Origin of the sequence: Phaeobacter italicus (assembly GCF_019801785.1) — a bacterium.
Taxonomy (GTDB): domain Bacteria; phylum Pseudomonadota; class Alphaproteobacteria; order Rhodobacterales; family Rhodobacteraceae; genus Phaeobacter; species Phaeobacter italicus.
In genome coordinates this window covers 326,829-347,514 of the sequence record NZ_JAHVIJ010000004.1, presented here as the reverse complement: position 1 = coordinate 347,514, position 20,686 = coordinate 326,829, and the positions used below count along the sequence as shown (strand labels likewise).

Here is a 20,686-nt window from a genome sequence, read left to right as displayed (position 1 = left end):
AAACGAGCAAGCGAGGAAGCTGGATCTAGATCAGGGCCCAGTTTTCGGTGGCGAGGGCCATATAGGCGATAGCAGCGTTTGCAACCATATGGGCGACGATCGCCGCAGGCAGCCCCCCACCGCGCAGATAAAGCGCACCAAAGATCGCTCCGGACGCCATGCCAAGGGCGAACCGATCATGCATCAAACCAAAGAGCGCGGATGTCACGATCAACCCGATCAAAGCCCGGGCCAACGGTTGGCTTTCGCCTGCAATGCGGCGCAACAGGTATCCGCGAAAAAACAGCTCCTCGATGACGGGCACCAAAACAATGGTCCCAAGCAGGCGGCATCCGATCCAGAACAGACCACGAGGATCGTCGCTCACGCCGCGGGTCACATCCTGGGCGGACAGCAGGATCCAGACAGCGGCAATCCCCGCCCCGGCGGCAATATCCAAGGGTTGCGGGCGATAGCGAAGGCGCGACAGCGCTGGCCAGAAAACCAGCAATGCGGCTGCCATCATGCCGGCCCGCAACGGGTAGCCGTCGGCGGGATCTGCCCATAGGGCCGCCACAAGGACGCCACTTAACATCATCACGATGAACGGCACGATTGAGGCCAAGAGCAGATCTGCCCGCACGGGCGGCAAAACGGCAGAGGCGGCTGCGACAGCTTCGGGATTGCTTTGCAGCAGACGGGAACGGTGGGCAATGGCGAGAACCAAGAGCGCCAGGATGGTGAACATCAGCCATCCGGCATAGCTGTGGAAACCGTTGACGGCGTGTTCGGGCGCAACCCAGGCCCCGATCAGAATCAGGATGGCGATACGCGCAATGTTGAAGGTCCAGCTCAGCAGGAGCGCTGCGGGAAAGAGGATCAGCCAATAGCGGCTCTGGCGGACATCACGGCCCATGAGCAGCGCATAAAGCGCCATGAAGGTCGTCACCAACGCGAAGCCTTCGACACCTGAGCAAGGCTCGCCGATTTCTACGAGGAACCCATCAACCCGGATCAGATGTTCGCTCGCGTCGGTCCACACGGATGCGCCTGTTGCTTCGAGCACAATGGAAACCAGCAAAAAGGTCACGCTGGTCAGGGCCTCGATATTCCAGATCGGCTCCATCATGCGGGTGATATCCGGCATGATGAGCGCGACGAGAAGCGCAAGGATGAGCGTGCGGCCGCTTGCGCGAAGCCAGGAAAGCCAGCGGGCCAACGGCATCAAAGCCAAAAGGCCGCCAACGCCAGCAATGGCGCCGCCAAGACAGATCAGGATCAGAGTGGGAGAGATCCAGGCATTGATCCCACTGGGCCCAAACAGGGCGAGTGGGGCAAAGGCGATCAGCACGCCAACTGCATTCAACGCCAGCGCCGAGGCGCGTTTCGGCGCCTCGCCGATCGCGAGGACGAGCCGGTGATAGGCGCTCTGCACCAGGACAAGATAGAGACCAAGAACAGTCAGTGCTGCAATCAGACGCCCGGCAATCGAGCGTACGCTAGTACAGGCAAGATCTGCCCCCGTAAACTTGCAGTGCACATTTGCAATGAGCTGGTAGGCGACCATCACGGCCATCAACTCTGCCACTGCAATGGCGAGTACAAAGAACAGACGGCGCGCGCCAATCCTGTTGGGGGCAGAGATGCCCCCAGCAGGTGTCATATGCTCAGATGTCGACATCCACGCCCGGCAGGTTCAATGCCTTCATCATGTCGCGCAGTTCCTGGCGGGCGGCGATGTTGGAGATATTGAGCTGCTTGACGCCGATGTCCTTCAGGTCGAGCAGGGTGAGCCCGCGCGGAAACAATTCGCGAAAGACGACACGCTCGGAAAAGCCGGGCGCCACCCGAAAGCCGATCCGCTTGGACAGCATGTTGATGGCGCGCTCCATCTTTTCCTTGTTGACCATCCGCTGTGTGCCGACACGGTTGCGGATCACCACCCAGTCGATGGGCTTCAAGCCGGCTTGGGCGCGCAGCTGGCGGGCGTTCCATACCATCTCGGAGTAGACAGAGGGCCCAGTGATTTTCTCGCCCTTCTGATCGGTATGTGCGAGCAGGTCGAAATCTACAAAGCTGTCGTTCAGCGGTGTGATGAGCGTATCGGCGAGCGAATGCGCAACCTGGCTCAGCCGTGTGTGCGAGCCGGGGCAGTCGATCAGGATAAAGTCGTTGTTGGGTTCCAGCTCGGAGACTGCGGCCGACAGGCGATGATCGTAGATGTTTTCGCCGGGCTGTAGGCTGTCGGCATCAATTTCTGGCAGTTCATGCAGTTCAACCAGCGGCAGGTCCAGCGAAGCCTGCTGCATGAAGGTTTTGCGATTTTCCAGATAACGGCCCATGGACCGTTGCCGCAGATCCAGATCCAGCGCAGCAATCTTGAACCCCAAACGGGCCAAGGTGGTTGCGACATGCATGGAGACGGTTGATTTGCCTGCACCGCCCTTTTCGTTCCCGACGACAATGATATGCGCCACGTCTACTTCCCCCAGAACCTTGCGCGAATTTTCGCGCATATTTGGGTCAAGTATACTGCCCGGTCGATTCTATGGGAAGCCGTCAAATCCCTTGGTTAGGCTCTGAGTTAGGCTCTATTTTGCAACATAGACGGGGGCGAAGCGTGAAAAAGAAAACGCCGCCCAAATGGACGGCGTTTCCCGAAATGCGGAGGACGGCGATTAGAAGCCCAGACCTTCGTATTTCTTTTTGAACTTGGATACGCGGCCACCGGCGTCCATCAGACGGGTGGTGCCACCGGTCCATGCGGGGTGCACGGTCGGGTCGATGTCCAGGGACAGAGTGTCACCCTCTTTGCCCCAGGTGGAGCGCATTTTGAGGATGGTGCCATCGGTCATTTTGACGTCGATGAAGTGGTATTCGGGATGGGTGTCTGCTTTCATGATACCACTCCTCAGGCTTTTTTGGCTTTGTAGGTTGTATCTTCTGCAATACGTGCGGACTTACCGCGACGCGAACGCAGGTAGTACAGCTTGGCGCGACGAACGCGACCACGGCGAACGACGGTGATGCTGTCGATGTTGGTCGAGTGCAGCGGGAACACACGCTCCACGCCTTCGCCAAACGAAATCTTGCGAACGGTGAAGGAACCGGCGATGCCGGAACCGTTTTTGCGGCTGATGCAGACGCCTTCGTAGTTCTGCACGCGCGAACGGCTGCCTTCGGTCACTTTGTAGCCGACGCGGATGGTGTCACCGGCTTTGAAATCGGGGATGTCTTTCCCCAGGGCGGCAACTTGTTCCGCCTCCAGCTGTGCGATCAGGTCCATGATCGTCTCCTATGTTGCTCGTGGTTGCTCCACGAAGTTTTGCGCGGTCGCGAGAGCTCTTGGTCTTCACCGGGTCCCGCATGTGCAGCCCGCCAGAGATCACCCCGTTCTTTCCTTGATCTGTGCCGCGATCCCCAATGCGTCGAAGAAGACGTGTTCAGGTGTGTGATACAACAGCACAAAAGTCCAAAGACGCAGATGCGAATCCAGACCGGGGCCTTTTACGCCCGCCTTATGTGTGAATCAAGGGCTGTGACACGCATCTGACCCTTATTTTCATGGCGACAGAACTGTTTTGGCCTCAGTCCTTATCAGACCCGTCCTGTTGCTTGGCTTCATGCGCAGCCCAAAGATCGGGGCGGCGCGCCTTTGTGATCTCTGCGCTCATGTCTTGCCGCCATTGTTCGATCTTGCCGTGATGGCCCGACATCAGAACATCGGGGATCTTGCGACCTTTCCATTCGGCAGGGCGCGTGTATTGCGGATGTTCCAAGAGGCCCGATGAAAAGCTCTCTTCCTCGGTGGAGGCCTGGTTACCCAGGACACCCGGAATCAGGCGGACTGTCGCGTCAATCAGCGCCTGTGCCGCGATTTCGCCGCCCGTCATGACAAAGTCGCCAAGCGAGACCTCCATGATGCCGTAGTGTTCCAGCACCCGTTCATCTACGCCTTCAAACCGGCCACACAGCAGGGTCACGCCATCGCATTGGGCCAGATCCTGCATCAACGCCTGATCCATGCGCCGACCACGCGGGGACAGGTAGATCAGTGGCCATTTGCCAGCGGTGTCCGCCATCGTGTGTTCGATCGCGTTGCCCAGAACATCGGGGCGCAGCACCATGCCCGCGCCGCCGCCTGCTGGTGTGTCGTCGACATTGCGATGTTTGCCGACACCGAACTGGCGAAGATCGACGGTTTCCATCTGCCACAGCCCTTCCTGCAGCGCCTTGCCGGTCAGGCTTTCGCCAAGGACACCGGGAAAGGCCGTCGGAAACAAAGTCATGATCTTGGCCTTCCAGACGCCCACCAAATCCGGCGTCGGCGTCATCAGCTCGCGCGGTTTGAACGAGGGGCGAATGGCCTTGCGGCCGTGAGATTTGTTTGGTGCTGTCATACGGTGCTGTTTAGTGCAGTCAGAATTCCACGCAATAAAAAGCTTTGGTGTTTGGATGAAATCGGGAATGCCCCCAATCGTAGCTGGCCATGAGGATCAGGTCGCAGTTGATGCGGTGCAGGCGCGTGCCAAAGCGGTCTGGCCCCGTATTGCATCGGACCTTGGTCTGGCTGCCGAAGGTGCCCGGTTCCGCCAGCTAATGGTCAATAGCCGGTACCAGCATGTCCGTAGCGTTCAGATGGTTCAGACGGCAACCGGGCAACGCTATGTATTGAGGGCGGTATTTGATGAAATCAACGCCGCGAAGCAGTTGAAGTCTCTGGACAGGCATCAACAGGCGTCGGAGAGGTTAAGAGCGGTCCCAGGTGTGTCATCACCTTCGATATTGTGGCGTGATCGGGATAGCGGTGTTGTCTTGATGGAGTTCGCCGAGGGCGACACAGCATACCGCGCACTATCGCTGAGTGACTATGGGTTGGCTGAGCGGGCAGAGGTGCTTCGGCGGATAGGGCATGCTGTTGCGGCGCTTCACCGTGTGTCGGATGTTGGAGATCAAAGGTTTTGGCCCAAGCCATTCCTGAAACAGGTTTCAACTCGGGCAGAGGCTGTGCGGGCGGGGCAATTCCAAGTTCCGAAGCCCAAAAAATTCCTAGGCCTATGTGCGTTGCTGCATCGCGCAGGACGTGCGGCCCGCGGCCAGGTTTTTCGCGGTGCGATAGAACACGGCGATTTGCATCTGCGGAATATCATGATGTCCGATACCGATGTGTCCTTCATCGATTATTCAAACCACAAGGGAATTTACCACTACCGGGACATCGCAGATATTTGGATATCGAACTGCCCGGACCACCTGGCACCCGACGGATGCCAGCCCGGTTTCGGTGGTATTGCCAGTGCGGATTGGGCGGCATTCGAAGACGGATATGGCATGCGGCTGACGGTTGATCCGCTTTTCCGGTTTTTCTTCACCTGGCGTTTGTTCAAACTGTGGTCCGGTCTGGCGGCGAGGCCATCGTATCAACACCGGCGCACCGCCGATGCCTTGGCCGGTGCCCTACGTGTTTTGGACGCGTTGTTGGAAGACGGAGCGTGACCTCTGAAACCGTCAGAACAATCCTTCGGGCGGATCTGCGATGATGCGACCTGACGCAAGATCTACAGTTGGTACCGCAGCCAGCGTGAAAGGGAGCAAGATGGTGCTGCTATGGCCTGGGACAGTGATCTCCAGAAGATCGCTGGCGCCGTGGTTCTGCACCGTTTTGACCGTCCCCAGCAGAGTGCCACCCGTGTCGTAGACCTCAAGGCCCATCAGATCGGTGTGATAATATTCATCATCCGGCAAGCTGGGGAGGCGGTCGCGTGGCGCAAAGAGGCGCAGGCCCTTCAGGGCGTCGGCCTGTTCTTTGGTCTCAACCCCGCCGACCCGCGCTGTAAAGCCATTCTTGATGGCGCGGACCAGTACCAGCGTGTAGCTTTGGGTGCCGTCTTCGTTGCTGAGCGGAGAATAGGCCTCGATGTCTTCGGGGATTGCGCAGAAACTTTTCAGCCGCACTTCACCACGCACCCCATACGATCCGGCAATGGCGCCAACACAAATCTGCTCAGTCATTCTGTCCATCCTTCGCAGAAACGCGCAGATGACCACGTGCCACCAGCGTTTCCACAGCGTTCTTTCTGGTAATTGCGTTCATAGAGGATACCCGCGGTAAAGGCGATCATCACGAAAACCGCAAGCCGGATCAGCCGCCACATTGGGGCTACCGGGTTTCAATGGGCAAAGAGTGGCGCCGTTGTTCCCAGCCCAGCTGCTCCAACTCCGGAGTTTTTGAGACGTTTTCAGGGTGCCCGACGCAGAAATACCCGATTAGTTTCCAATCATCCGGCACATCGAGATCTCGGTTCAGCTGTTCGGGATCAAGCACCGACACCCAGCCAAGACCCAACCCTTCTGCCCGCAAACTCAGCCAGAACAGCGTGACGGCTGTCACAACGGAATAACTGCGCATTTCGGGCATGGTGCGCGCGCCCAGGCGATGTCCCTTGCTGGTCGCATCGTCGCAATAGATTGCCAGCTGCACGGGGGCTTCGCGCATCCCGGACAATTTTAGCTTGGCATAGCGCTCGGCTTTTTCTTCCGAATATCCCGCCAGCGCAGCTGCGTTGGCAGTTTCGAAATTGGCCAGAGCGGCAGAGCGGGCGGCTTCGCTTTCGATGCGAATGATCCGCCACGGTTCACTGAGCCCAACAGAGGGGGCCAGTTGAATGGCGCCGAGGCAGCGCTGCAGCACTGCCTCGTCCACCGGATCAGAGCGGAACCGGCGCACATCGCGCCGGACCCGCATCAACAGATCAAGCTGGCTGCGGAAATCTTCAGGAAACGAATTCTCCCGCAGATCCATTTGCTTATTCCGCGTCAGCAGCCGCTTCGGCAGCTTCAGCTGCCTTTGCAGCTTTCTCTTCTGCGCGTTCCTGAGCTTTCTTGCCCGGGGTACCCTTGTTGGGGTTGTTGCGCTCTGCTTTTTCGCGGACGCCAGCTGCTTCCAGCATACGTGCGACACGGTCGGTGGGCTGTGCGCCCTGGCTCAGCCAGTGCTGAACGCGCTCCATGTCCATTTTCACGCGCTCTTCGCTGTCTTTCGGCAGCAGCGGGTTGTAGGTGCCCAGCTTCTCGATGAAGCGGCCGTCGCGCGGCATGCGGCTGTCAGCTGCAACGATGCGGTAGAAGGGGCGCTTTTTCGAGCCGCCACGGGCCAGACGGATTTTCATTGCCATGGGTTCAGTCTCCTTTGATGGCGTTTTCAGGGATATCCCTGTTATTCCTGGTGTTTCTTGTGGTGTCGGATGACTTCCTGAATGATGAAGTTCAGGAAAGCCTTGGCGAAATCGGGGTCCAGGTCGGCCTGTTTCGCCAGGTCTTCGAGCCGTGCGATCTGCGCTTCCTCGCGGGTCGGATCGGACGGGGGAAGGTCGTGTTCGGCCTTGAGCCGACCAACAGCCTGGGTGTGCTTGAAGCGCTCGCCCAGAGTATAGACGAGGATCGCATCCAGACGGTCGATGCTTTCGCGGTGCCCCTTGAGCAGCTGAGCTGCGCGGGCAACGGGATCTTGGCTGTCGGTGGTCATGCCGGTCTCCATCAGATGTACTGCCCTGCGGGCTGGGCACAGGTAGCAGGGAAGGCAAAGCCTGTCACGACCTGCATATCTGCACACCACCGTGCGGGGGTCTGCTCTGTGTGTTTTTGCATATCAGTCAAGCGCCCATCCCTTCGGTTTGAAGAGTGGGTCGGCGTAGTGGCTGATTTCCATCTCAATACCATGGGACAGCTGACTGTCCCGCAGCGCAGCCGGAGAGGGGTGGCGATAGACCGCGTCACTGCCATCGATGGTCGGTGCGTCGTGGTCTTTCTTGGCCCCTAAACGTTCAGCGAGGCGAATCGAGTCCAGGTTCTTGGGATCGATGTAGCTCACTGCGCCATCCCAGCCCTGAACCTCGTACAGGTAGTTGCGCGCTGCATGAGTGGCCTCGAGTGCATAGCCCTTGCCGGCGGCATCGGGCCAGATGATCCAGGCAATCTCGCGCTCGGGCCAGCCTGCTGGTTGCCAGGCGCCAGCCATCCCATACGTCTCTTCGGTGATTTTGTCGTGGATCATCCACATGCCAAAGCCGCGAACCTGCCAATGACCGATCTCAGCTGCATAGAGCATCCATGCCTCATAGGTATTGAGAGGCCCACCCATGAAGCGCGCACGATAAGAGCTGAACGTGGCCTTGAAGTCGGGGTAATCCTCGGCTTCCGGTCCACGAAGCACCAGACGTTTGGTTTCGATGACAGGGATGGAGGACGGCATCACAGCACCCCCATCTGGATGTGTAGCATGAAAACGGTCATTGCAGCCGCTCCGTGATGCTCGGCTGCTCCAGTCTGCGCGCCGCCGGATAGTGACGCCACGTGCGCATATTGTCAGCCGGGGCCAGCCGGAAGGAAACCAGTTGCTCCGGCCGGGCTCCGATGCGTTGTGCCAGCGCAATGGAGGCATCGTTGTCTTCAGGAATGAAGGAGGCGACGGTGCTCCATTTCATTTCGTGAAACAGCCAGTCCAGAACGACTTCAGCGGCCTCGCTGGCGTATCCTTTGCCACGGGCGTCTTCCGTCAGGTGCCAGGACAGCTCCGGCTCTGGCCAGCCTTTGGGGAACCAGGGGCCAATCAGGCCAACGGGACGGCCGGTGCTGCGTTCGATGACGGCAAACAGGCCGTAACCACGCAGGTGCCAATGGCCGATGATGGTGGCAACGGACCACCACAGCGCATCGGGGTCATCGGCGGCATCAATAAAGCGCGGTGCACCAATGCGCAGGAATGCCTCATGCGCATCAAACCCCGCCTCCGCAGGAGAGACCAGCTGGAGCCTCCGGGTCTGGAGGCTGGGGAAACGGTTGCCCGTGTATGGCATATCTACACCCTTTTTGACTGCAGCTGCCCGCGCAGTTGCAGTCTGTTCCTGTGTCGATGATTGCGAGATCATGCCACATGTGCGGAAACAAGGGGTTAAGCCGCGCGCCAGCGCATAGCCTGCAAACGGCGGGAGAGTCGGAGAGGCAATCATGCGTGCCCCTCCATTCCGCCGTCTCTGTCTGGTGCAAAATGGCGATACACGAGCGTATCTGCAGGCGTCTCGCCTTCTGGCAGAGCGGCCTTAGCGTCCTGCTTGGCCCCAAGCCTCTTTGCGACCAAGACTGATTTTTCGTTTCCGGGAGTGATGTAGCTGACCAGAGTTGTCACGCCCATCTGAGACCATGCCCAGTCCAGAACTGCTGATGCCGCCTCGGTAATGTATCCGTTGCCTTCGAAGCCGCTGCACAGCATCCAGCCGATTTCCGCTTCGGGGTAATGGGCCGGCCTGTTGATGCCCACCTGGCCGACCAATACACCGTCTTCCGTGCGCTCAACGGCCCAGCTGCCGTGACCCAAAAGGGACCAGCTGCCCGTCTCTGCCGCAATCGTTTGCCAGCTGTCTTTCAGTGAAAACGGTCCACCCATATAGCGCGCGCGCCCGCCGCACAGCACAGCGTGAAGCGGCGCGAAGTCCGACATCACGTGGTGGCGCAGCGTAAGGCGTGCGGTGGATATGGTGGGCGCAGTGGTCACTTACTTCTTCTTTCCAAAGCCGCTCAGGCCACCGGGGAGGCCGCCCATGCCGCCCAGACCCGGCAGGCCGCCAGGCAGGCCCTTGCCGCCGCCCATCGCCTTGGCCGCCGCTTCCAGCGCTTTGGGGTCCATCTTGGACGGGTCCATACCGGCCATATCAGGCATGCCGCCGCCTTTGCCGAACATGCCCTTCATGGCCTGTTTCAGCATCTTGCCTTTGCCCATCTTGCCCATCTTCTTCATCACATCGGCCATCTGCCGGTGCATTTTCAGAAGCTTGTTGAGGTCCGAGACCTCCATGCCGGAACCGGCCGCGATGCGTTTTTTGCGGCTGGCTTGCAGCAGGGCGGGGTTGGCGCGCTCTTTCTTGGTCATCGACTGGATCATGGCGATCTGGCGCTTCAGCACCTTGTCGTCCATGCCGGCGTCCTGCACCTGCTTGGCCATTTTGCCCATGCCGGGCATCATCGCCATCATGCCTTCCATGCCGCCCATCTGGAGCATCTGTTCAAGCTGCATCTTCAGGTCGTTCATGTTGAACTGACCCTTCATCATGCGCTTCATCATCTTTTCGGCCTGTTCGGCCTCGATGGTCTCTTGCGCCTTTTCGACCAGCGCAACGATATCGCCCATGCCCAGAATGCGGCCCGCGATACGGTCCGGTTCAAAGGTCTCGATGGCGTCCATCTTCTCGCCCAGGCCGACAAATCGGATGGGCTTGCCGGTGACTGCGCGCATCGACAGTGCGGCACCACCGCGGCCGTCGCCGTCCATCCGGGTCAGAACCACACCGGAGATGCCGATCTTGGCGTCGAATTCCTCGGCGACTTCGACGGCGACCTGACCGGTCAGACCATCGACGACCAACAGTGTCTCCCGCGGGGAGACGACATCGCGGACGTCTTCGACCTCTTGCATGAGCACTTCGTCGATTTGCAGACGCCCGGCCGTGTCGAGCATGTAGACGTCATACCCACCCAGGACAGCCTGCTGTTTCGCGCGTTTGGCGATGTCGACAGGTTTCTGGCCAGGCACGATCGGCAGGGTGTCCACGCCAATCTGGGTCCCGAGCACGGCCAGCTGATCCATCGCAGCAGGGCGATAGACGTCGAGCGAGGCCATCAGAACCTTCTTGCCCTCTTTTTCCTTCAGGCGTTTTGCCAGCTTACCGGTTGTGGTCGTCTTACCAGAACCTTGCAGACCCACCATCAGGATCGGGGCAGGCGGGCTGTCGATCTTCAACTGGCCGGGGTCGCCTTCGCCGCGCAGGGTGTCGACCAGTGCGTCATGAACGATCTTCACGACCTGCTGGCCAGGGGTCACCGATTTGGTAACGGCCTGGCCGGTCGCCTGATCCTGCACCTTCTTGATAAAGTCGCGCGCAACCGGCAGCGAAACGTCGGCTTCAAGCAGGGCCACGCGGACTTCGCGCAGAGCAGTTTTGACGTCTTCCTCAGACAGGGAGCCCTGTTTAGTGAGCCGATCAAAGACGCCGGAAAGGCGTTCGGATAGATTTTCAAACATGCCTGCGGCCTCCTATGCCGGTTTCAACGCGTGCGCCCCACATCTAGGGAGCAAATGACCCATGCGCAATTGCCCCCACGGGCGTAACACGCTGGTGGGGGGCGATCCCTGGCACGGGCAGGGACCGGAAGACTCAACTCGGCTTCCGGATATGGCCCTGCGTTACGCCCTCTGCCCGGATGAGTCAACCCACGGCCCGTTCCGGGGGGGATCCAGAGCTGGCTGTCTCTGTTCGACAACGCTTGACTGGCCCGCAGCGGGGCGCGAACATACTCCTGCGCCATTGGCCACTGTCGGGGGATAACGGTCAGAACAGCGCAGAGCCAAGAGGCGGTGACATTCGGGTAATGGGTGCGTGCACCTTCTGCATTCCTTCATCGGGCATCATGAGCCAAGAGAAGGACAGGGAAAATGCGTGTCATCACTATTCTGGGCCCCTCCCATTCGGGCAAGAGCGAGCTGGCAACAGCGCTCGCCACGCTGGAGGGCAACAATCAGCCGCCGGGCAAGACCACCGATGTCGCTCAAATTCATACCTTTGCCTTTAAGGGAGAGGAATGGGGGGTGATTGACATAGCAGGTGGCGTTGAAAATCTCGCGTCAGCTGGTCCTGCCCTTGCAGCGAGCGATGCAGCGGTCGTCTGCGTGCCAGCGGATGATGCATCGGGCGTTCTAGCGGCCCCCTATTTGCGGATGGTTGAAGAGGCGGGCATTCCCGCCTTTCTTTTTATCAACAAGATGGATCAGGCTGACGGGCGGGTGGCCGACATTGTTGCGGCTTTGCAGACCTATTGCCGCCACAATATCATTCTGCGCCAGATCCCGATCCGTGAGGGCGGGCGCGTGGTCGGCGCGGTGGATCTGATTTCCGAACGGGCCTGGCAATACCGCGAAGGGCAGCCTTCCGCGCTGGTCGCGTTTCCTGACAGCGCCCATGTGAGGGAGCGGCAAGCCAGGGGAGAAATGCTGGAGGCGCTGGCCGACTACGATGATGATCTGCTGGAGCAGCTCATCGAGGACCGCAAACCGATCGCTGAAGATGTGTATGAGGTGGCGACGCGCGTGCTGCGCCACAACGACATGATACCAGCTCTTCTTGGTTCTGCATTGCACCGCAACGGGATTTTGCGTCTCATGAAGTCGCTGCGCCACGAAGCCCCGACGTTTGATGCGGCTGTCCGCCGATTGGATGATGGCGCGACGGCGGAGAATGGCGTCATCGCTGTTGGCTGTGCCGCCGATGTGGTGAAACACCTTGGCAAAACCATCGTCCTGCGTGCGATGACGGATGATGTCGGCACCGGCACGCAGGTCTGCGGCACGACCCTTGGCACGCTGACGCCGCTACGCGCGGATGGCCGGAGCTTGGCGGCGGGCCAGATCGGTGCTGTTGTCAAATCTGACCATCTCGACCTGGGATTTGCCTATGACAGCACTGGCCAGATTGGCCTGCCGGACTGGGCGCAGCCGCGGCCTTCGACCTTCCAGCGGATTATCACCCCACTGCATGAGCGGGACGATGCGCGTCTTTCGACTGCTTTGGAACGCCTTGCAGAGGTCGATCCGGGCCTTAGTCTCGCACAGGATGACGTGACGGGGCATGCGCTTGTGGGGGTGCAGGGGCCATTACATCTGCGGCGCATACTTGCACAGCTTGCAACCTCCTTCGGAGTTGACGTGAGCGACGCGCCGGTGCCCCTGGCACTGCGTGAGACCATCACGCGCCCGGCGACAATCCATCACCGGCACCGAAAGCAATCAGGAGGGGCGGGACAATTCGCTGATGTGGTTCTGAGTATCTCCCCAAGTTTGCGCGGCAGCGGATTTTCCTTCCGTGAGGAGATCAAGGGCGGCGCAATTCCGAAAGGCTATATCCCGGCGGTGGAAGCCGGTGTCCGAGAGGCTTTGCAAGCTGGGGTGAATGGCCACCCTGTCGTGGATGTGCAGGTGGTTCTTCAGGATGGCAAACATCACTCGGTTGACAGTTCTGATCATGCATTCCGTACAGCGGGAAAGGCTGCTGTGAAAGCGGCGCTGGAGGACGCGGGAGCCGTGGTCCTGCATCCCATCATGAAAGTCGCGATCCACGTTCCTGCCGTCTTTACCGGTGGGCTGGTGCCAGTGGTGAGCGGGATGAAGGGCCAGATCCTTGGGTTCATGTCACACCCTGAGGCGGCAGGTTGGGATGTGTTCGAAACGCTGCTGCCAGTGGCGGCCCAGGATCAGCTGTCGGCCTCCCTCGCCAGCGCGACGCGTGGAACCGCTTGGTTTTCCAGTGACTTTGATCACTATGAGGAGATGCGGGCCTGATTGATTTGGCCAAGTGGATCAGCGTGTCACCCGATTGTGTGGACAATGTCGCATCTGGTTGCCAAATGGCGCTGAAGCTGGCTTGCATCCGGTACGGTTTCGGATTGATCTGCCCCCAGATCAAATTCAGCAGTGAAAGAGCCCGCAACAATGGATGCTTCCTCCGCCTATCAAGACAGTCTCCCCGTTTCCTCTGACGCGTTGCTGGCGCAACTGGACGATTGGGGCATTGACTATCGCCTGCACGAGCACGTGCCGTTGCGCACGGTTGAGGATGCAAAAGGTGTTGAGGATGCATTCATGGCAGAAGGCGAAGTGGCGCTGCGGCTGAAAAACCTCTACCTGCGTGACAAGAAAAAGCGCAACCATCTGATCAGTCTGGAGCAAGACCGCGATGTCGATCTTAAGGCGCTCGGAGCCGAGCTCGGGCTTGGAAATCTGTCGTTTGGATCAGCGGATCGGCTTCTGGAGAACCTGGGCGTGCGCCCAGGTGCGGTGACGCCGCTCGCCATGATCAATGGTCGCGACCATAATGTGCGGTTTTACATGGACAAGGCGGCGCAGAATGCTGACAGCATTTACATGCACCCTTTGGTGAATGACCGCACCATCGGGCTGAGCCGTGATGCATTTTTTACCGTGATGGGCCGTCTGGGTGTCGAGATCCAGTGGGTCTGACGACTTCGCGCTTGCAAAAATGAACAGTTCTCTGGCCTGATGTGCAGGAATGTGCATGTTTGCAAGTAAGCATGCGACGGGAGAGGGCGTCATGGAGAACTGGGATGAGGTGCGGACCGCTTATCAGGTCGCCAAAATGGGAACTGTCAGTGGCGCTGCGGAAGTGTTGGGCGTTCACCATGCAACGGTCATCCGCCACGTAGACGCGCTTGAGGCGCGGCTGGGGGTCAAACTGTTCCAACGCCATGCACGTGGCTACACCCCCACCGAGGCCGGGCAGGATCTGCTTCGCGTTGCGCAGGCCACTGACGATCAGTTCGGGCAATTGGTTGGACGGTTGAAGGGGCACGGCGATGCCGTATCGGGGGAGCTGGTGGTGACATCCCTGTCTGCGATGTCCGCGTTGCTGGTACCTGCCTTGACCGAGTTCCAGAACCAACACCCTGATTTGATTATCCGTTTCCTGACCGGCAGTCGCTTGTTCCGTCTGGAATACGGTGAAGCGCATGTGGCAATCCGCGCAGGGGCACCGCCGGAACAGCCTGACAATGTTGTGCAGCCATTCATGACGCAGCAGCACAATCTATATGCAAGCCAAGGCTACCTCGACAAATATGGCCCGCTGAAGGGGCTGGACGACATGGCCAACCACAGGTTTGTCGCCAATGATGACGTCGAAAGCCGTGCTCCCTATAGCAAGTGGCTGCGAGCCCATGCGCCCGAAAGCGCCCTGTCGTTCCGCTGCGTTGCGGGCGTGTCCATGCAGGATGCGTTGATTGCCGGTGCGGGGATTGGTTTTCTCACGCAATGGGAGGCTGCCCGCTATCCGCATCTGGTGCGCATGATGGACCCGCTATCGGAATGGACCAGTGATCTGTGGCTTGTCACCCATGTCGACCTGCACCGCACACCCAAGGTTCAGACATTCCTTAAATTTCTGAAAGCCGAAGCCAAGGCCTGGACTGCATGAGCCCCTATTACCGCGGCCATCTTGCGATGCTCTTGTTCTCGGCCCTTGTGGCCGGGTCATTTTCACTTGGATCAATGGTGGCCAACGATATCGCGCCGATGGCGCTGAATGCGATCCGGTTTGTCATTGCAGGGGTGGTGATTGGTGTTGCGGCCCATCTGACCCATGGGCTGAGGCCTGCACACTTTCGTGCCCCGTGGCGGTTTGCTGTGCTTGGTGGTTTGTTTGCCGTTTATTTCGTCCTCATGTTCTATGGGTTGCAAACTGCCCCGCCGGTCAGCGCTGCTGCGGTATTCACGCTGACGCCGGTACTGAGCGCAGTTTTCGGCTTTCTTCTGTTGCGCCAAATTACAACGCTGCCGATGGCCCTTGCCTTGGCCATTGGCGGGGCAGGCGCAATCTGGGTGATCTTTCGTGGTGATCTTTCGGCGATGCGGGCCTTTGAGGTCGGGCAGGGTGAGATCACATATTTCTGGGGCTGCGTTGCCCACGCAATCTACACCCCGATGGTGCGGCGCCTGAACCGGGGCGAGCCTGCGGTTGTTTTCACATTTGGCACCCTTGTGGCCGGGGCCATCATTCTCACGCTTTTCGGCTGGCAGGATATCCGGGCTACAGACTGGGCGTCCCTGTCATCGCTCGTCTGGATTGCTATTCTGTATGTCGCGGTCTTTGCCAGCGCCGCCACTTTTGTTCTTCTGCAATACGCGAGCCTGCATCTGCCCTCAGCCAAGGTGATGGCCTACACATATCTTACCCCAAGCTGGGTGATCCTGTGGGAAATCGCGCTGGGCAAGGGGGTGCCAGATGTCATTGTTCTGCTCGGCATTGCACTGTCTGTGCTTGCTTTGGTGATGCTGCTGGAAGGACGTGCCAGAACATCCAAGGCATAATTGATCCGCCACACCGTCCTTGAGATACATCAACGCAGCATCTTTTTGCAGCGCTACCTTTGGATATAGGGAGCGCGCCCTGATGAAGGGAGAAAGAGATGTTTAGTCATATCATGGTTCCAATTGACCTTCGGATGCCACCGTCTGTTGCCAAGGCGATGAAGGTGGCCGCTGAGCAGGCGAAGTTGCACGGCGCCAAGATCAGCCTTGTTCACGTGACAATGGAGCAGATCAAAGAGGGCAAGACCGACGGCAAAGCCGGAGCGCAGCTTCAGGATCTGACCGACAAGCTCGCTGCGGAAACGGGGTGTGAGGTTGAGGCCGTGCCGGTGCATTCGGTGGACACAGTGGCCGAAATCAATGGGATTCTGTCACAGACCGCGGCAGAACTGGGCGTGGATCTGGTGGTTATGGGCACACATATGCCGAGCATCCTCGACTACGTGTTTTCTTCGCATGCAAGCCATCTGGTCCTGCACTCTGACGCGTCTGTCTTTGTTGTGCGGTGACGTCGTGCGTTGAGGCTAGGCTTCTGGCTTGGCGTCATCGTTTAGCAGCTCCGCCTCAAGAAAGCGTTCAAAGGCATCCAGGTTGACGGGTTCGAACTGACCAAACCCTTGCATCCAGACACTTGCAGATCGCATGGCATCCGGCTGCAGTTTGCACCATTTGACCCGGCCGCGTTTTTCCTGCGCAATCAGACCTGCACGGGTCAAAATGGTCAGATGTTTGGAAATCGCAGCCAGCGACATTTCAAACGGCTCTGCCACATCCGTTACCGCCATGTCGTCTTCCAACAGCATGGTCAGGATGGTGCGGCGCGTCGGATCAGCAAGGGCGGCAAAGACAGTGTCGAGGGGATCGCTCATGATCTACTCCTAAACCGCAGGAAGCGGGTCGACAATCCCGCAGGGTTGGTCACAAATGGCGCGCAATCAAAAGGGGCGCGCGCATGGCACTGAAATATTGGGCGATTATCTTTGTTCTGGGGATCGGCTGGGGCATGTCCTTTATGTTCAATGCGATCCTCCTGCGGGAGCTGGGGCCGCTGTCGGTTTCCATGGGGCGGGTCGGCTTTGGGGCTGTGGGGTGCTGGATCTATGTGATCGGCGCCCGAAAGAAGGTGCCGAGCGACATCCGCAGGTGGCTGGCTCTCTTTGGGTTCGGTGTCCTCAGCTATGCGGCCCCTTTTGCGTTTTACGCACTTGGTCAGCAGGATATCGCAAGCGGTGTTGCGGGTATCGTCAATGCGATGACGCCCGCGCTCGCTGTGGTTGCTGCGCACTTCTGGCCGGGAGGTGAGCGCGCAACACTGATGAAATCGCTTGGTGTGCTCTGCGGGTTTGTGGGGATTGTCGTGTTGTCCCTGCCGCTGTTGCAGGAAAACCGAACATCCGAGATGTGGGCCGTTTTGATTACGCTTTGTGCGCCCGTCTGCTACGCGATTTCGGTAAACGTTGCCCGCCAGTTCAAGGATATGGAGCCTGTGGTCCTGGTGGCAATCGCGCTGACGGGGGCTACTATCGCGATCGCGCCCCTCGCGATCTGGACAGAAGGGCTGCCAATTGTGACGCGCGCCGAGACATGGGGCGCGCTGTTCATTATCGGTTTTGTCCTGACGTCCGCGGCTTTCATCCTGTTCTATTGGGTGCTGCCCAAGGTTGGCCCGACCAACATCACGATGCCGACGCTGATCGCGCCGATCTCTGCCCTCGTGATGGGAAGCTGGATCCTGAAAGAACCCTTGATGCCGGAACACCTGATCGGCATGGCGGCAATTCTGTTTGGCCTGCTGCTGATTGATGGCCGAATTCTCAGCGGACTGCGCCGCTCCAGACGGGTCTGACAAGATCAACCTTTTGGTTGAATATGGCTTTTGCGGTCTTTTCCACTGTGTTTTCCGTGGCAGGGGAGGCGCGTCACGATGCGGCTATCAGGAAATTCATTTTATTTCAGTTGGTTGCGCATGGCGCCGCAGGGGCGTCTGCGTTGTTGACTCTGTGACCGTGACTCCTTAGCACCGCACACAGAATTCACGTGAGGATGGCGCCCGTGACAGATGAGCCACATAAGCAGCGCTTGGCGCAGCTGGAGGCCCGACTGGCAGAGGCGCGTAAGGCACAAGAGCCCAAGCCGCGCGCGGACGAACATTATTCGACAGCCAATCAGGCCTGGAGAATGGTGATTGAATTGGTGTCCGGTCTGATGATCGGATTTGGCATTGGATACGGGCTGGACCACCTGCTTGGGACCATTCCGATCTTTCTGGTGCTGTTCACGATACTGGGCCTCGCCGCCGGAGTGAAAACAATGCTCCGCAGCGCGCAAGAGATCCAGGAAAAGAAACTGGCCGAAATGGCCGAACAAGATGCGCAAGACCGGGATTGATCCCCCGGCGACAGGAGAAACGGGACAATGGGCAAACTAATCTTTGGTGCAGCATTCCTGCTGGTACTTGCTTCTGGGCTGTTCTTTGCGCCCGCTATTCCGGGCCTCCAGATCCACCCGACTGATCAGTTTCTGGTTAAGCCTCTGGGTGGCGCAGGCGAGCTGAACTTCTACACCCCGACCAACGTGACCCTCTGGATGGGTCTGGCAATCGTCGCGATCTTCGCGCTGATGGTTCTGGGTTCTGCAAAGCGCGCGATTGTCCCGACGCGCATCCAGTCTGTTGCTGAACTGGCCTATGGCTTCATCTACAAGATGGTCGAAGATGTGACCGGCAAAGACGGTCTGAAGTTCTTCCCCTACATCATGACACTGTTCATGTTTATTCTGACCGCGAACATGCTGGGCCTGATCCCGGGCAGCTTTACTACCACATCGCACTTTGCTGTGACTGCTGTTCTGGCGATGCTGGTGTTCGTGACCGTAACCGTGACCGGTTTCGTTCTGCACGGCACCAAGTTCCTGGGCCTGTTCTGGGTCAGCTCCGCACCGCTGGCGCTGCGTCCGGTGCTCGCGATCATCGAACTGATTTCCTATTTTGTGCGTCCCGTCAGCCACTGCATTCGTCTTGCAGGTAACGTGATGGCGGGCCACGCGGTTCTGAAGGTATTCGCAGGTTTTGCAGGCGCTCTTGGTCTGTTCAGCTTCCTGCCGATCTTTGCCATCACCGCGGTTTACGCACTCGAAGTTCTCGTGGCCTTCATCCAGGCTTACGTGTTCACCATTCTGACCTGCGTGTATCTGAAAGACGCGCTGCATCCGTCCCACTAAGGCTCGGTTAGGTCTGAACAACAAATCCTCAACTTCCAATCGTAAGGAGATACACAATGGAAGGCGAACTCGCACACATCGGCGCTGGTCTGGCTGGCATGGGCACTGGTATTGCTGCACTGGGTGTTGGCAACGTTGCTGCTAACTTCCTGGCAGGCGCTCTGCGCAACCCCTCCGCGGCTGCTTCCCAGACCGCAACCCTCTTCATCGGTATCGCATTCGCAGAAGCCCTGGGCATCTTCTCGTTCCTGGTTGCTCTGCTGCTGATGTTCGCCGTCTAAGAACCTTCGGAACCATTTTCCTTACGGCCGGGCGGTGTGGACGACTGCGCCGCCCGGTGTAACGGCAAGTTCCCTAGGAGGACGACATGGCAACTCAGACGCAGGACGCAGGTCACGGTGCCGCAGAGGCCGCCCACGGTTCGGGCGGCATGCCGCAGCTGGACTTCTCGACCTATGCGAACCAGATCTTCTGGCTCGTGGTCACGCTCGTCGTGATCTACTTTATCCTGTCGCGCATCGCGCTGCCTCGCATTGCGGCAGTGTTGGCCGAGCGTCAGGGAACCATTACCAACGACCTCGCTGCAGCCGAAGACCTGAAGGCCAAAGCTGTCGAGGCCGAAACCGCTTATAATCAGGCCCTGGCGGACGCCCGTGCAGAGGCTCAGCGCATCGCTGCTGAGACCCGTGCGGAAATCCAGGCAGACCTGGATGAGGCTATCGCCAAAGCTGATGCGCAGATTGCTGCAAAAGCCGCGGAATCCGAAGCCTCCATCGCTGAGATCAAGGCTGGTGCCATCGAGAGCGTCGAAGCTGTCGCTGTTGAGACCGCCGCTGAAATCGTTGCTGCCTTCGGTGGCAAAGCAGACGAAAAAGCCATCGCAGCTGCGGTTGCTGACCGGATGAAAGGATAAGGACATGCGTACAGTCTTCGCTCTTGCCCTGACACTCGGCGCCAGCCCCGCATTTGCAGCGTCTGGTCCCTTCCTGTCGATGAGCAACACCGACTTCGTCGTAACGCTCGCGTTCCTGCTGTTCATCGGTATCCTGCTCTATGCCAAAGTGCCGAGCCTGCTGGGTGGCCAGCTGGATTCGCGCGCTGAAGGCATCAAAAAGGACCTCGAAGAGGCCCGTGCCCTGCGTGAAGAGGCCCAGACCATTCTGGCATCCTACGAGCGCAAGCAGCAGGAAGTTCAGGCTCAGGCAGATCGCATCGTTGCTTCGGCACGTGAGGATGCTGCGCAGGCCGCTGAACAAGCCAAGGCAGACCTGCAGACTTCTATTGCGCGCCGCATGGCCGCTGCAGAAGAGCAGATCGCAGCAGCTCAGAACTCTGCTGTGAAAGAAGTGCGTGACCAGGCGATTGTCGTTGCGATCCAGGCTGCCGACGCAGTTATCTCCAAGCAGATGACAGCGACCGAAGCCAACAAGCTGATCGACGCAGCAATCGCAGACGTGGACGCAAAGCTGCACTAAGCTTCGCTATATCGTCTGTGCATCAAGAACCCGGCCCCTGCGGCCGGGTTTTTCAGTTTGGGGTCAACGCAAGCAAGGTGTGGCTCAA

General features: G+C 59.0%; 26 protein-coding genes. 12 read left to right on the top strand and 14 right to left on the bottom strand.

Going from position 1 to position 20,686, the window contains the following annotated elements; genetic code table 11:
• Positions 1–25: 25 nt before the first annotated feature.
• The 5 genes from xrtE to trmD all read right to left on the bottom strand — a co-directional run bounded on the left by xrtE (position 26) and on the right by trmD (position 4,379).
• The gene (gene xrtE / locus KUV39_RS12005) at positions 26–1,660 is read right to left on the bottom strand and encodes an exosortase E/protease, VPEID-CTERM system (RefSeq protein ID WP_244998340.1); all 1,635 of its coding nucleotides are present in this window, start codon (positions 1,658–1,660) and stop codon (positions 26–28) included.
• On the bottom strand, positions 1,647–2,456 hold the full coding sequence (locus KUV39_RS12000) for a division plane positioning ATPase MipZ (protein WP_037303043.1): 810 nt from the start codon (positions 2,454–2,456) through the stop codon (positions 1,647–1,649). Before KUV39_RS12000 ends, xrtE begins: the two co-directional genes overlap by 14 nt.
• A 201-nt stretch (positions 2,457–2,657) precedes the next feature.
• Positions 2,658–2,879 (bottom strand): 50S ribosomal protein L31, encoded by a 222-nt coding sequence (gene rpmE, locus KUV39_RS11995; protein WP_008560160.1) that lies wholly within the window; start codon positions 2,877–2,879, stop codon positions 2,658–2,660.
• A gap of 11 nt (positions 2,880–2,890) precedes the next feature.
• Complete coding sequence (rplS, locus tag KUV39_RS11990) at positions 2,891–3,265, bottom strand: 50S ribosomal protein L19 (RefSeq protein WP_008561639.1); 375 nt, start codon at positions 3,263–3,265, stop codon at positions 2,891–2,893.
• A 301-nt stretch (positions 3,266–3,566) separates the two neighbouring features.
• Complete coding sequence (gene trmD, locus KUV39_RS11985) at positions 3,567–4,379, bottom strand: tRNA (guanosine(37)-N1)-methyltransferase TrmD (protein ID WP_222459855.1); 813 nt, start codon at positions 4,377–4,379, stop codon at positions 3,567–3,569.
• Between the two features lie 13 nt (positions 4,380–4,392).
• Between trmD and KUV39_RS11980 the strand changes: the two genes are divergently transcribed.
• The gene (locus KUV39_RS11980) at positions 4,393–5,475 is read left to right on the top strand and encodes a phosphotransferase family protein (protein ID WP_336512821.1); all 1,083 of its coding nucleotides are present in this window, start codon (positions 4,393–4,395) and stop codon (positions 5,473–5,475) included.
• Between the two features lie 12 nt (positions 5,476–5,487).
• Here the strand turns inward: KUV39_RS11980 and rimM are convergent, their stop codons facing one another.
• The 8 genes from rimM to ffh all read right to left on the bottom strand — a co-directional run bounded on the left by rimM (position 5,488) and on the right by ffh (position 11,053).
• Complete coding sequence (gene rimM, locus KUV39_RS11975; protein WP_046211587.1) at positions 5,488–5,991, bottom strand: ribosome maturation factor RimM; 504 nt, start codon at positions 5,989–5,991, stop codon at positions 5,488–5,490.
• Positions 5,992–6,139: 148 nt separating this feature from the next.
• Positions 6,140–6,781: a 5,6-dimethylbenzimidazole synthase gene (gene bluB, locus KUV39_RS11970; protein ID WP_008559503.1), complete on the bottom strand. Its 642-nt coding sequence runs from the start codon at positions 6,779–6,781 to the stop codon at positions 6,140–6,142.
• A 4-nt stretch (positions 6,782–6,785) separates the two neighbouring features.
• A complete protein-coding gene (rpsP, locus tag KUV39_RS11965) occupies positions 6,786–7,154 on the bottom strand; it encodes a 30S ribosomal protein S16 (protein WP_008558971.1) in 369 nt (122 codons plus the stop codon).
• Positions 7,155–7,195: 41 nt separating this feature from the next.
• Entirely contained in the window at positions 7,196–7,504 is a 309-nt protein-coding gene (locus KUV39_RS11960; RefSeq protein ID WP_037303044.1) for a chorismate mutase, read from the bottom strand.
• 123 nt (positions 7,505–7,627) lie between these two features.
• Positions 7,628–8,230, bottom strand: a complete 603-nt coding sequence (locus tag KUV39_RS11955) for a GNAT family N-acetyltransferase (protein ID WP_008563122.1) — start codon at positions 8,228–8,230, stop codon at positions 7,628–7,630.
• Between the two features lie 37 nt (positions 8,231–8,267).
• Positions 8,268–8,834, bottom strand: a complete 567-nt coding sequence (locus tag KUV39_RS11950) for a GNAT family N-acetyltransferase (RefSeq protein WP_037303045.1) — start codon at positions 8,832–8,834, stop codon at positions 8,268–8,270.
• A 149-nt stretch (positions 8,835–8,983) separates the two neighbouring features.
• Entirely contained in the window at positions 8,984–9,529 is a 546-nt protein-coding gene (locus tag KUV39_RS11945; protein ID WP_222459854.1) for a GNAT family N-acetyltransferase, read from the bottom strand.
• Positions 9,530–11,053, bottom strand: coding sequence for a signal recognition particle protein (gene ffh, locus KUV39_RS11940; protein WP_050674065.1), 1,524 nt, complete (start codon positions 11,051–11,053; stop codon positions 9,530–9,532).
• 411 nt (positions 11,054–11,464) lie between these two features.
• On the opposite strand from ffh, the gene KUV39_RS11935 reads away from it, so the two are divergent.
• The 5 genes from KUV39_RS11935 to KUV39_RS11915 all read left to right on the top strand — a co-directional run bounded on the left by KUV39_RS11935 (position 11,465) and on the right by KUV39_RS11915 (position 16,413).
• Positions 11,465–13,363 (top strand): elongation factor G, encoded by a 1,899-nt coding sequence (locus tag KUV39_RS11935; RefSeq protein WP_222459853.1) that lies wholly within the window; start codon positions 11,465–11,467, stop codon positions 13,361–13,363.
• A 150-nt stretch (positions 13,364–13,513) separates the two neighbouring features.
• Positions 13,514–14,041: a prolyl-tRNA synthetase associated domain-containing protein gene (locus KUV39_RS11930; protein WP_222459852.1), complete on the top strand. Its 528-nt coding sequence runs from the start codon at positions 13,514–13,516 to the stop codon at positions 14,039–14,041.
• 91 nt (positions 14,042–14,132) lie between these two features.
• Positions 14,133–15,011 (top strand): LysR family transcriptional regulator, encoded by an 879-nt coding sequence (locus tag KUV39_RS11925; RefSeq protein WP_222459931.1) that lies wholly within the window; start codon positions 14,133–14,135, stop codon positions 15,009–15,011.
• Positions 15,008–15,904, top strand: coding sequence for a DMT family transporter (locus KUV39_RS11920; protein ID WP_008559072.1), 897 nt, complete (start codon positions 15,008–15,010; stop codon positions 15,902–15,904). Before KUV39_RS11925 ends, KUV39_RS11920 begins: the two co-directional genes overlap by 4 nt.
• Before the next feature lie 98 nt (positions 15,905–16,002).
• Positions 16,003–16,413 carry a universal stress protein gene (locus KUV39_RS11915; RefSeq protein ID WP_008558812.1) on the top strand — a complete coding sequence of 137 codons (411 nt, stop codon included), beginning with the start codon at positions 16,003–16,005 and terminating at the stop codon, positions 16,411–16,413.
• Between the two features lie 15 nt (positions 16,414–16,428).
• On the opposite strand, the gene KUV39_RS11910 is transcribed toward KUV39_RS11915, so the two are convergent.
• The gene (locus KUV39_RS11910) at positions 16,429–16,773 is read right to left on the bottom strand and encodes an ArsR/SmtB family transcription factor (RefSeq protein WP_008561484.1); all 345 of its coding nucleotides are present in this window, start codon (positions 16,771–16,773) and stop codon (positions 16,429–16,431) included.
• 83 nt (positions 16,774–16,856) lie between these two features.
• On the opposite strand from KUV39_RS11910, the gene KUV39_RS11905 reads away from it, so the two are divergent.
• The 6 genes from KUV39_RS11905 to KUV39_RS11880 all read left to right on the top strand — a co-directional run bounded on the left by KUV39_RS11905 (position 16,857) and on the right by KUV39_RS11880 (position 20,598).
• Positions 16,857–17,750: a DMT family transporter gene (locus KUV39_RS11905; RefSeq protein WP_222459851.1), complete on the top strand. Its 894-nt coding sequence runs from the start codon at positions 16,857–16,859 to the stop codon at positions 17,748–17,750.
• 197 nt (positions 17,751–17,947) lie between these two features.
• Entirely contained in the window at positions 17,948–18,292 is a 345-nt protein-coding gene (locus KUV39_RS11900) for an AtpZ/AtpI family protein (protein WP_173644452.1), read from the top strand.
• Positions 18,293–18,319: 27 nt separating this feature from the next.
• Positions 18,320–19,123, top strand: coding sequence for a F0F1 ATP synthase subunit A (locus KUV39_RS11895; protein WP_008559672.1), 804 nt, complete (start codon positions 18,320–18,322; stop codon positions 19,121–19,123).
• A gap of 56 nt (positions 19,124–19,179) precedes the next feature.
• Positions 19,180–19,404: a F0F1 ATP synthase subunit C gene (locus tag KUV39_RS11890; protein ID WP_008562443.1), complete on the top strand. Its 225-nt coding sequence runs from the start codon at positions 19,180–19,182 to the stop codon at positions 19,402–19,404.
• An 86-nt stretch (positions 19,405–19,490) separates the two neighbouring features.
• The gene (locus tag KUV39_RS11885; protein ID WP_008561323.1) at positions 19,491–20,036 is read left to right on the top strand and encodes a F0F1 ATP synthase subunit B'; all 546 of its coding nucleotides are present in this window, start codon (positions 19,491–19,493) and stop codon (positions 20,034–20,036) included.
• Positions 20,037–20,040: 4 nt separating this feature from the next.
• Positions 20,041–20,598 carry a F0F1 ATP synthase subunit B gene (locus KUV39_RS11880; protein ID WP_008560852.1) on the top strand — a complete coding sequence of 186 codons (558 nt, stop codon included), beginning with the start codon at positions 20,041–20,043 and terminating at the stop codon, positions 20,596–20,598.
• Positions 20,599–20,686: the final 88 nt, after the last annotated feature.